This window comes from Anaerostipes sp. CAG:276 (assembly GCF_000432215.1).
Classification (GTDB): domain Bacteria; phylum Bacillota; class Clostridia; order Lachnospirales; family Lachnospiraceae; genus Anaerostipes; species Anaerostipes caccae.
This window is the reverse complement of record NZ_FR889186.1, coordinates 1-9,862: the sequence shown is the minus strand read 5'-3', so window position 1 is coordinate 9,862 and position 9,862 is coordinate 1. Positions and strand designations below refer to the sequence as shown.

The 9,862-nt window shown below is 44.7% G+C and carries 10 protein-coding genes and 1 pseudogene; 10 read left to right on the top strand and 1 reads right to left on the bottom strand.

Going from position 1 to position 9,862, the window contains the following annotated elements:
- From QVP35_RS16590 to recD2, 3 genes and pseudogenes are all read left to right on the top strand, one after another.
- Nucleotides 1-96: pseudogene (locus QVP35_RS16590) on the top strand (SAM-dependent methyltransferase); the annotation flags it as partial.
- 160 nt (nt 97-256) lie between these two features.
- A complete protein-coding gene (locus tag QVP35_RS07535) occupies nt 257-1,261 on the top strand; it encodes a rod shape-determining protein (protein ID WP_006568322.1) in 1,005 nt (334 codons plus the stop codon).
- 105 nt (nt 1,262-1,366) lie between these two features.
- The gene (gene recD2 / locus QVP35_RS07530; protein ID WP_006568323.1) at nt 1,367-3,589 is read left to right on the top strand and encodes an SF1B family DNA helicase RecD2; all 2,223 of its coding nucleotides are present in this window, start codon (nt 1,367-1,369) and stop codon (nt 3,587-3,589) included.
- Nucleotides 3,590-3,623: 34 nt separating this feature from the next.
- Here recD2 and QVP35_RS07525 read toward each other — a convergent pair whose 3' ends face one another.
- On the bottom strand, nt 3,624-4,259 hold the full coding sequence (locus QVP35_RS07525) for a DJ-1/PfpI family protein (RefSeq protein WP_022260976.1): 636 nt from the start codon (nt 4,257-4,259) through the stop codon (nt 3,624-3,626).
- A gap of 107 nt (nt 4,260-4,366) precedes the next feature.
- Between QVP35_RS07525 and QVP35_RS07520 the strand changes: the two genes are divergently transcribed.
- The 7 genes from QVP35_RS07520 (at nt 4,367) to QVP35_RS07490 (ending at nt 9,818) form a co-directional block, all read left to right on the top strand.
- Nucleotides 4,367-5,299, top strand: a complete 933-nt coding sequence (locus QVP35_RS07520; RefSeq protein ID WP_022260975.1) for a helix-turn-helix transcriptional regulator — start codon at nt 4,367-4,369, stop codon at nt 5,297-5,299.
- 272 nt (nt 5,300-5,571) lie between these two features.
- A complete protein-coding gene (locus QVP35_RS07515) occupies nt 5,572-5,898 on the top strand; it encodes a hypothetical protein (RefSeq protein WP_147342248.1) in 327 nt (108 codons plus the stop codon).
- A 422-nt stretch (nt 5,899-6,320) separates the two neighbouring features.
- Nucleotides 6,321-7,286 carry a sugar-binding transcriptional regulator gene (locus tag QVP35_RS07510; RefSeq protein WP_009290061.1) on the top strand — a complete coding sequence of 322 codons (966 nt, stop codon included), beginning with the start codon at nt 6,321-6,323 and terminating at the stop codon, nt 7,284-7,286.
- A gap of 19 nt (nt 7,287-7,305) precedes the next feature.
- Entirely contained in the window at nt 7,306-7,713 is a 408-nt protein-coding gene (locus QVP35_RS07505; protein ID WP_009290060.1) for a transcriptional regulator GutM, read from the top strand.
- 178 nt (nt 7,714-7,891) lie between these two features.
- Nucleotides 7,892-8,413: a PTS glucitol/sorbitol transporter subunit IIC gene (gene srlA / locus QVP35_RS07500; protein ID WP_006568345.1), complete on the top strand. Its 522-nt coding sequence runs from the start codon at nt 7,892-7,894 to the stop codon at nt 8,411-8,413.
- Nucleotides 8,414-8,431: 18 nt separating this feature from the next.
- On the top strand, nt 8,432-9,427 hold the full coding sequence (srlE, locus tag QVP35_RS07495) for a PTS glucitol/sorbitol transporter subunit IIB (protein ID WP_009290059.1): 996 nt from the start codon (nt 8,432-8,434) through the stop codon (nt 9,425-9,427).
- 22 nt (nt 9,428-9,449) lie between these two features.
- The gene (locus QVP35_RS07490; RefSeq protein WP_006568341.1) at nt 9,450-9,818 is read left to right on the top strand and encodes a PTS glucitol/sorbitol transporter subunit IIA; all 369 of its coding nucleotides are present in this window, start codon (nt 9,450-9,452) and stop codon (nt 9,816-9,818) included.
- Nucleotides 9,819-9,862 lie beyond the last annotated feature (44 nt).

Sequence of the window (9,862 nt, the reverse complement as noted above, 5' to 3'; positions counted from 1 at the left end):
GGCGGGAAAGTGACGGCAGATGAGATCGGGCTTCCGGTTTCTTCAAATGGCTTGGTTCTGCCATGCGGAGCCTCAGGCAGGTGGGAATCAGTATAGATATTTCAGAAATCTTAATTTTTGCTGAATTTTGTTGGAATACGTAAAAAACAATTGAAATTTTTCTGACTTTGTTTATAATTAAAAAGAGCGTGTATACGAATAATTGACATTTAACATAATGATAATAATAGAAAATTCGAAAGGGGAATTTTGAAACATGGCAGGTTCAGATATCGGAATTGATTTAGGTACGGCCAGCGTCCTGGTTTACGCAAAGGGCAAAGGAGTCGTTTTAAAAGAGCCATCTGTAGTGGCATTTGACAGAGATACAAACAAGATCAAGGCAATCGGGGAAGAAGCCCGTCTGATGCTGGGAAGAACACCGGGGAATATCGTTGCAGTGCGTCCGCTGCGCCAGGGTGTAATTTCTGACTATACAGTGACAGAAAAGATGTTAAGCTACTTTATCAACCGCACCGTCGGAAAGTCTATTTTCGGACGGAAGCCGCGCATCAGCGTGTGTGTGCCGAGCGGTGCCACGGAAGTAGAGAAAAAGGCAGTTGAGGATGCGACCTACCAGGCAGGTGCAAGGGAAGTATCCATTATTGAAGAACCTGTTGCGGCAGCCATCGGCGCCGGAATCGATATCGCAAAGCCATGCGGAAATATGATCGTGGACATCGGGGGAGGAACAGCCGACATCGCTGTTATTTCTCTTGGAGGAGTCGTTGTCAGCACTTCCATCAAGGTTGCCGGAGATGATTTTGATGAGGCAATCGTGCGCTACATGCGCAAAAAACATAACTTACTGATCGGTGAGCGTACTGCTGAGGACATTAAGATCAACATCGGCACTGTCTACAAACGTCCGGAAAATGCGACGATGGATGTCCGCGGAAGAAACCTTGTGACAGGACTCCCAAAGACCGTGACTGTTACATCCGAAGAGACAGAAGAGGCTTTAAGAGAGCCTGCTTACCAGATCGTAGATGCTGTTCACAACGTACTGGAGAGAACTCCGCCTGAGCTTGCGGCCGATATCTCAGACCGCGGGATCGTTCTGACCGGAGGAGGATCTCTGATCCAGGGTCTGGAAGAACTGATCGAATCTAAGACAGGAATCAACACGATGACAGCAGAAGATCCACTGACAGCAGTTGCCATCGGTACTGGAAAATACATTGAATTTTTATCCGGAGAAGACAAAAAGGGCGAGAAATAATCACTTAGTTTTTTCAGCGCTTTTTTAAGCCGGCAGAGGACAACCAGGGTATTTTATCCTGGTTGTTTTGTTACGCCGGGCGTTTGTGTAAAGGAGGGGAGAAGTATGGGACGGATTTCCGGATATGTTGATCATGTCCGTTTTCGAAATGAGGACAATGGATATACGGTGCTGAGTCTTGATATGGACGGCGATGAGGAGACTGTAGTCGGGGTATTCCAATTTCTGCACGAAGGCGAGTATATGGAACTGGAAGGGGAATATGTGGAACATCCGGTCCATGGCCCACAATTTCAGATGACTTCCTATGAAGTTACGATGCCGGATGACATTCAGAGCATGGAACGGTATCTGGGCTCCGGGGCAATCAAAGGGGTTGGCCCGGCGATCGCCAAGAGAATCGTCAAAAAGTTTAAGATGGACACGTTCCGCATTATCGAGGAGGAACCGGAGAGGCTTGCGGAGGTAAAGGGAGTCACCGAAAAGAGAGCACGCAGCATCGCGGTGGAGTTTTCTGAGAAGCAGGAAATGCGCCAGGCCATGATGTTTCTGTCTGGCTATGGGATTACCACTAATCTGGCGGTGAAGATTTTTAAGGAGTACGGCGATAAGCTGTACGGGGTGATCCAGAACAATCCATATCAGATGGCGGATGATATAGAAGGCGTAGGATTTAAGATTGCTGATGAAATCGCCAGGCAGGTTGGTATCGGCAGCAGTTCGGATTACCGGATCATATCGGGCATTTTTTATACTCTGATGCAGGGTCTTGCATCAGGGCATATTTATCTGCCCAAAGAAATCCTTTTAAGAAATACTTCAAGGATGCTTGAGGTGGAAGAGGAGATGATCGAGCCTCATCTTCTGGACATGATGATTGAGAAAAAGATTATTATAAAAGAAGAGGAGGACCAGACAAGAATTTATGGGGCGGCCCAGTATTATCTGGAACTTAACACGGCCAGGATGCTGTGCGATCTCAATATGACTTACGATGTGTCTGTTTCCGAGGTGAGGACTATGATCGCAAAGATTGAAGACGGTCTTCAGATTACCTTTGCGGAGAAACAGAAAGAAGCCATAGAAGCCGTCGCCGAAAATGGAGTCGTGATTCTGACCGGAGGCCCGGGAACGGGTAAGACGACGACCATCAACGGAATGATCCGCTACTTTGAGTCTGAAACTCTGGATATCAGACTCGTGGCCCCCACGGGGAGGGCGGCAAAACGGATGACAGAGGCTACCGGATATGAGGCGACCACGATCCACCGTCTGTTGGAATTGAATGGGGATTCCAGCAGCGGGGACAGCATGAAGTTTGAACGGAATGCCGCGAATCCTATTGAAACGGATGTGATCATCGTGGATGAGATGTCTATGGTGGATATTTTTCTGATGAATTCCCTTTTAAGCGCTGCGGTTCCGGGTACAAGGTTTGTGTTTGTGGGGGATGCCAACCAGCTTCCTTCCGTCGGCCCGGGAAATGTGCTGAAGGATATGATTGCTTCCGGATCTTTTAAGGTGGTGGAACTGAATCAGATTTTCCGGCAGGATGAAGCCAGCCATATTGTAAGCAACGCCCACAGGATCAATGAGGGGAAGTCTATTGAGCTCGATAATAAGAGCAGGGACTTTTTCTTTCTTGAGAGAGAGAGGCTCGGAGATATTTTAGGTGTTTTAGTATACCTGGTGAGAGATAAGCTGCCGGCTTATGTAAATGCCAAGCCGTATGACATTCAGGTGCTGACCCCTATGCGCAAGGGGGAACTGGGTGTCGATAAGCTCAACGAAGTTCTCCAGGAATACCTGAATCCTCCGGCGGAGGAAAAGCAGGAGAAACAGGCGGTTTCCTGTCTGTTCCGTGAAGGCGACAAGGTCATGCAGATCAAGAACAATTACCAGATGGAGTGGGAAGTAAAGAATGAGAAGGGATTTACCGTGGAAGAGGGCAAAGGCGTCTTCAACGGCGATATCGGACGGATCACAAGGATCAATGACTACACGGAGAAAGTCACCGTAGTCTTTGACGACATCAGAGTGGCGGAATATTCTTATTCCATGCTGGATGAGCTGGAACTGGCCTATGCGGTGACGATCCACAAGTCACAGGGAAGTGAGTATCCGGCAGTGGTCATGCCGCTGCTTACGGGACCGAGAGTTTTGTTTAACAGAAATCTTCTCTACACCGGAGTGACCCGGGCGAAGCAGTGTATTACGATGGTGGGCCGGAAGTCAACGGTACAGCAGATGATTCAGAATGTAAATGAACAGAAGAGATACTCGACGCTTTGTCAGAGGATCAATGAACAGGAAGAACTGATGCCTTAGGGGGATCGGTTCTTTTTGATCTTTAATACTGATATCATCCTTTTTCAGACGGCAAAGTCTGCATAAGTGCAAAGAAATATTGAGGTTCACCGGTACTGAAGTATTTGTACCACGATTCCAATGTGTCTGATTGAAAAACATCTAAATACTCAATAATGTGTTTTGTCCACAACAAAGCCCCGGTGCAGCTTGCAGTAATAAGGTTGTTTTCTGCTACTGATGGCTTGTCTATATAAAAACTTTGTCCGTTATAATCAGGAGAAACCATTTCAAGAAATCCCGGCCCGTTACTGGTATGCGGACGCTGATCTAATAGCCCAAAGTTGGCAAGCGCTGCAGTAGCCCCGCAAATTGCACATACCGCAGCACCTAAAGTAAGAAATTCACTTGCTTTCTCGATGACAGCGACATGCTTTGGGTCGTTCCATGTATCTGCTCCCGGCAAGAGCAACATACTTGTTTTACTCACAACAATATCATTAATTAAGCAATCCGGCACGATGGTCAGCCCGCCCATTGTATGGATTGGTTCCCTAGAATAGCTGACCATTTTAAGCGATACATGTTGCGCGCCCTTTTTGAAAAATCTTTCGGAATTAAGCTCCGAAATAACATGTCCCAGTTCCCAGTCGGCTAAAGTATCAAGAACATAAACATAAATTGTAAACATAAATTTCCTCCATTTTCATTGTTTCATTGATTTGTTTGCTTCATCATTGTACTATGTAATTGTTGACAACATTATGGCCATAATCTAAATCGAAAGGCGATTATTAAATGAAAGTAGACAGACTGGTCAGTATTATTATGATACTCCTTGATAAAAAACGTATAGGCGCACAGGCGTTAGCAGATATGTTTGAAGTTTCACCCCGCACAATCTACCGCGACATAGACGCTATTAACATGGCAGGCATTCCTGTCCGCGGAGCTGCGGGAGTAGGCGGCGGCTTTGAAATCATGCCGGAATACAAGATTGATAAAAAGGTCTTTTCTACTGCTGACCTTTCCGCTCTTCTGATGGGGCTTTCCAGTCTTTCCAATATAGTCCGGGGTGATGAACTGGTGCATGCTCTTGCGAAAGTAAAAAGTTTTATCCCTGCCGACAGAGCGAAAGATATTGAATTAAAATTAAATCAAATATGTATAGATTTAAGTCCATGGCTGGGTAACAGCAACATACAAACATATTTAGAAATTATCAAATCAGCTTTGCAGGAAAATAAACTACTTTCGTTTGAATATATAGCCCACCGCGGAAAAAGCACCACGCGAACAGTTGAGCCGTATCAGCTTGTAATGAAAAGCAGTCATTGGTATTTACAAGGATATTGCCATAAAAGAAAAGATTTTCGTTTATTCAGACTATCTCGTATGTCAAACCTACAAATGCAAGAGGAAACTTTCGCACTTCGAGATTATCAAAAACCAATTTTAGACTTTACAGATACGTTGGAGACTTTGCAAACAGAAATCAAAATCCGAATTCATAAATCTGTGATGGATAGAGTGCTTGATTTTTGCTCTTATGAAGATTTTTCACCAGCCGGTGAAGAGCATTACATTGTCAGCTTTCCCTTCATAGAGAACGAATACTACTACGATATTCTTTTAAGTTTCGGGGATAAATGCGAGTGTTTAGAGCCATCACATATCCGCGAAGAAATGAAACGCAGAATTCATGACATAGCTGCCTTGTATCAAAACTAAGAAAAAAATTAAATAAATTTAATTAAGAGATTTATGAAAAAATCCTGTCAACAGGCGTTTCAACTGTTGGCAGGATTTTTTAATGTGTCGATATGATGTATAATGAAATGGATATATTAGGAAGACAGCAAAAGATATAGGGGAGGTAGCGGACAAAGGGGATTCTCGATGTTTTATTGTCATCTGCTGTGATTATCAGGCAGACAGAGAACATATTGGAGAAGTGTTTGCAGAGCTAAAGGTCAGTTAAAATGGATATGGATTCCTCGTCAGTGAAAGTTATTACAAATAACAGTATCGGGCGCAGCATGATTGAAGCGGTACAGATGATCTACGGTGACTGCCCGAATATTGCCTGCATAGGACTGAAAATTTCTTGTATCTCCGATTATGATCGAATGTGTGGAAAACTGGTGGAGACGGTCAACTGTGCAGACTGGGCTTTTTTCGCAAAGAACGGGGGAGATGGTAAGAAGGGGTGTTTCAATAATATGTTTACCAATACGGTTATGACGGACGAGGATTTGCAGTATACTTTTGACGTAGCGGATGAAGCATTTAAAATTGTTACAAAAAAATATCCTGAGATATTAATATAAAGACATCTGTGATTGAACATACGAATCAATGATGAAAAAAACCGGTACTTGCTCACCGGTTTTTTGTTTGTATAAATGGAAGTATTTTCTGAACAGAGAAGTTTCCAGACTTGGCAAGTGAAAAAGTCAGAAGAATTAAACAAAAAAAGCACGAAAAAAGGTTAAAAAATTAACATAGTTACCAGTGGCTGTATACAATCACTTGATTTATTTGTATAAAATACTGTACAATTATATCTGTCATTTTTTTAACGAATTTTTAGAACAAATGTAAAAGTTTATGTTTCAAAAAAGTCTACTTCGACATTTGTTCAACGAAATTGCATTGATAAAGATTTAAGATTTTGATAGAGTTATTGCATGATAATTAATACAATTTATGGCATCATGGGATGGGCATTCATACAAACAGGAGAAAACATATGAAAAAGATAGTGGATGATTGGAGATTGATTTACAAATGCTGCAGCTTATATTATGAAGATGATATGAAGCAGCAGGATATCAGCGATTACCTTGGGATTTCCAGAGCAACGGTTTCAAGAATGCTTCAGAAAGGCAAGGAAAGCGGTATCGTAAGAGTCGAAGTCATCAATCCGGTACAGTTTTCGTATGGCAAGCTGGAAAAAGCACTGGAACGAAAATATGGTTTAAAGGAAGTTGTCGTAGTAGAGAGCAGCCCGCTGGACACAAAGACAGATTCCATATCCAGGCTGTATGAGAAGGCGGCACTGTTTCTTTCACAGTATTTTAAGGACGGGGATTACATAGGGGTTTCCATGGGATTCACCCTGCACAACGTAGCCCGCACCAACCGTGCATTTTCTAAGGAGAATCACTATATGTTCGTCCCGATCCTCGGCGGAGTCAGCCAGGGAACTGTTTCAAAAGTAGATGTGCAGGCCAATCAGATCGCAAAGGAATTTGCAAAGAAATTTGGCGGGACTTACACCCAGTTTCTTTCACCGGCGGTTTTTTCTGAACGGAAGGTCATGGAATACTTTTTAAAAGAAAAGTCTGTGAACTATATTTTTGAAGATTTTAAGAAGCTGGACACCATCGTCATGGGAGTGGGAATTCCTCAAAGCGGAGGCTCCACCCTGATCCAGGCGGGTTACTTGACCAAGGAGGAGATGGACCAGTATGTCGAGCAGGGAGTTGCAGGGGACATTGCCCTTCAGTTCTTTGACAAAGAAGGAAATGCGGAACCGTTTCAGCAGTTTAACGAGAGAGTTGCGGGAATGACATTCCCGATGATTAAAAAGATCAGAAACCGTATTGCCATTGCAGGCGGCGCCAACCGGGCGGAAGCCGTGAAAGGAGCCATCCGCGGAGGGTATGTCAATATGCTGATCACAAATAACGAGTGCGCTGAAAAGCTGTTATGAGAAAGGGGTACATTTAAAGATGCAGGGAATTTCGGTATTTTTATTAGTTATCTTTGTATTGTTTGTTGTGCAGGCTGTAGGGGGATACTTTCAGGTTAAGGATTACCGCAGAGCGGTGAGGAGAGTTCATCAGCTTGGAAACGTCGGGATCGGCCAGAAGAAGGGAAGATTTCTTTCGGGAAATATTGTGATGATCGCGTGTGACAGCAGCGGTATCATCACCGGAGGGGAAATCATGGAGGGACTGAGTTTCCTTACCAAGTTTAAACCGATCACCAAGATTCTTGACAAGGAGATGGTGGGAACGAGTATTTATGAACACCTGGATGTATTCCGGGGAATGGATAAGAAAAAAAGAAAATATTACAAAGGATATATCCGGGCACTGGAAGCTCTGGATATGCGGCTTCAGGGGGCGACCCTTTAGCATTGCTTTGGAATATATATATAGACTGACAAGACTGCAAAAAGAAGACTGACTGAACTTGTTTTGAGGGCCCAAAAGCATGTTTTAGATTGGTTTTTCTTTTTTGGAAATTTTGTCTGACAATATTTTATATATATAGGAGAAATTGATATATTTCAATTAAGAAGGAGGAGAAAATATGGAAATCATATCTAACGCTGCCAATGGATTTATAAAGTTATTCCAGGAGGGCGGTACCACATTTATGGGATGGGTTACCGGAATCATCCCGCTGGTTGTTTGCCTGATGACAGCCGTTAACTCAGTGATCAAGCTGATCGGAGAAGAGAGGGTGGAACGCTTCGCACAGAAGCTGACCAGATTTGCAGTACTTCGCTATACACTGCTTCCGATCATCGCGGTGCTGTTCTTAGGAAACCCGATGTGTTATACCTTCGGACGTTTCGTAGAAGAAAAATACAAACCTGCTTATTATGACTCCTGTGTAAGTTTTGTACATCCTGTTACCGGACTTTTCCCACATGCAAACCCCGGCGAGCTGTTTGTATACACCGGTATTTCAGCCGGTATCACGAAGCTCGGCCTGTCCATCGGAGGACTTGCCGTGAGATACTTTATCGTCGGTGTAATCGTTATTCTGATCCGTGGACTGCTGACAGAGCAGATCTACTTCAGAATGACCGGAAAAGCAAGCAAGTAACGGAAAGGGGGATCCAGTATGTATAAAACAATTACAATCAAGGCCGGAGACGGCGGTTGGGGAGGACCCCTGACAATCACTGCAACAGAAAAATGCCACAAGATCTTAAGTGTAACCGGCGGAGGAATCCACCCGGTAGCTCAGAAGATCGCAGATATGACTGGCGGAGAAGCGTTAGACGGATTTAAGACAACAGCGCCGGACGAGGAAGTGCTGGTCGCCGTAGTGGACTGCGGAGGAACCGCAAGATGCGGCGTTTACCCGAAGAAAGGGATCTTTACCGTTAACCTGATGCCAGTAGGGCAGGCAGGACCGCTCGCACAGTTTATCACTCCGGAGATTTACGTGTCCGCAGTGACAGAAAAATGTATCGTGGAATCTGACTATAAAGGTGTAACGGAAACAGCCAAACCAGCAGCTGCAGAGGACGGACCAAAATCCAAAGACCAGGCGAAAGAAGAGATTGCAGCTGCAAACAGCGGCAAAAAAGAAGGAATCATCGTTAAGATCGGAAAAGGCGTTGGAAACGTTGTCAGCAAGTTCTTCCAGGCTGGTCGTGAGACCATCGAGATGATCATCAAAAACGTGCTGCCGTTCATGGCATTTACGAGTACCCTTTTGGGTATCATCAGTGCCAGCGGATTAGGAAATGTCATCGCAAAGACGATCTCTCCATTATGCAGTACCTTGCCGGGAATGCTTGGTATTTCCTTCGTGTGTGCCCTGCCGTTCTTGTCTCCGATCCTTGGACCTGGAGCCGTTATTGCACAGGTAGTCGGAACTCTTTTGGGAGCACAGTTTGCTCTTGGAAACATCCCGCCGCAGTATGCACTGCCAGCACTGTTTGCTATCGATGCACAGGTTGGTGCCGACTTCGTACCGGTTGGACTGAGCCTTGGAGAATCAGAGCCAGAGACCATCGAAATGGGTGTTCCGGCCGTATTATTCTCAAGAATCGTAACCGGACCTTTAGCCGTATTGATCGCATTCGCCTTCAGTATCGGAATGTACTAAAAACGGAGGTAAAAAGAAACATATGAAATACCAGTCAACCATCACAGGTCTGGGACCGGATGCTCTGGCGTTCCTGGCCGATGAAGATATGAACTTTATTATCATTTTTAACGAAGATGCACCGCCTGAACTGGCAGAACTTTCTGTCCTTCATACGAAGGCTGAATTAAGGGCTGTGCCGGAAGTCGGAGACACTATGACGATCTGCGGCAAAGAGTTTAAGATCAGCGCCGTGGGCAGTGAAGCTCCTCACACTTTGGCAGAGTTAGGACACTGTACTCTGAGTTTTAAAGGGGGAAGTGAGGCGGAACGCCCGGGATGCATCATGCTGGAAGGAAATAAACTCACAGAGGCTGACCTTCAGGCCGGCGGAACAATTGAAATCTGTTAATTAAAAAGGAGATAGTTGTTATGTTAAACATGGACAAAAAACTG

Coding starts and splice junctions, on each gene's coding strand:
- QVP35_RS07535 (WP_006568322.1), top strand. CDS start 257: ATGGCAGGTTCAGATATCGGAATTGATTTAGGTACGGCCAGCGTCCTG.
- recD2 (WP_006568323.1), top strand. CDS start 1,367: ATGGGACGGATTTCCGGATATGTTGATCATGTCCGTTTTCGAAATGAG.
- QVP35_RS07525 (WP_022260976.1), bottom strand. CDS start 4,259: ATGTTTACAATTTATGTTTATGTTCTTGATACTTTAGCCGACTGGGAA.
- QVP35_RS07520 (WP_022260975.1), top strand. CDS start 4,367: ATGAAAGTAGACAGACTGGTCAGTATTATTATGATACTCCTTGATAAA.
- QVP35_RS07510 (WP_009290061.1), top strand. CDS start 6,321: ATGAAAAAGATAGTGGATGATTGGAGATTGATTTACAAATGCTGCAGC.
- QVP35_RS07505 (WP_009290060.1), top strand. CDS start 7,306: ATGCAGGGAATTTCGGTATTTTTATTAGTTATCTTTGTATTGTTTGTT.
- srlA (WP_006568345.1), top strand. CDS start 7,892: ATGGAAATCATATCTAACGCTGCCAATGGATTTATAAAGTTATTCCAG.
- srlE (WP_009290059.1), top strand. CDS start 8,432: ATGTATAAAACAATTACAATCAAGGCCGGAGACGGCGGTTGGGGAGGA.
- QVP35_RS07490 (WP_006568341.1), top strand. CDS start 9,450: ATGAAATACCAGTCAACCATCACAGGTCTGGGACCGGATGCTCTGGCG.